The sequence below is a fragment of the Pedococcus sp. P1_H8 genome, assembly GCF_056405175.1.
Genome location: NZ_JBFUCP010000124.1, coordinates 1 through 527, shown reverse-complemented (window position 1 = coordinate 527; position 527 = coordinate 1). Strand labels below are relative to the sequence as shown.

General features: G+C 74.0%; 2 protein-coding genes. Both read left to right on the top strand.

Translation table 11 applies throughout. From position 1 onward, the window contains the following. Positions 1-6: 6 nt before the first annotated feature. Positions 7-168 carry a hypothetical protein gene (locus AC1DYG_RS19175; RefSeq protein WP_477641451.1) on the top strand — a complete coding sequence of 54 codons (162 nt, stop codon included), beginning with the start codon at positions 7-9 and terminating at the stop codon, positions 166-168. An 87-nt stretch (positions 169-255) separates the two neighbouring features. Further along, positions 256-527 (top strand): hypothetical protein (locus AC1DYG_RS19170; RefSeq protein ID WP_477641450.1); only part of this gene is annotated, 272 nt, incomplete at its 3' end.

Genomic DNA, 527 nt, shown 5'->3' with positions numbered 1-527 from the left:
CCCTACCTGCACCTGTTCGTCGCACAGGGCGAGGTCGCACTCGAGGGCGCGGGCATCCTGTCCGAAGGCGACGCGGTCCGGTTCACCGCGACCGGCGGGCAGCGGCTCAGCGCGGCGCAGCCCGCCGAGGTGCTGGTCTGGGAGATGCGCGCACGCCTCGGCGGTTAGGGCCGGGCGGCCCATTCGATTCCGCGCCGTCCCGCCAGGCAGGACCCTGAACTACTCGACACCGTCGCGGGCTGCTATTGAGATTCCATGACCGTATCCGCAACCCGCCCCCGCGGCGTCGACCCCCTGAACACGATGATGGGCGTCCGCGTGCTCGCCATGGCCCCCGCCGGCACCGAACTGGAGGGCACGATCGGTCCGCGCTTCCGCGACCACCGCGGACTGTGCGGGCTGGCCTCGGTCGGCGTGCTCGCCGACACCGCGGTCGCCGGCGCGTTCTACGCCTCGCTCCCCCCGGGCCACCGGACCGTGGTCTCGCAACTCACCGCCGCGGTCGCCGCCCCGCTCCCCTCGGCGGG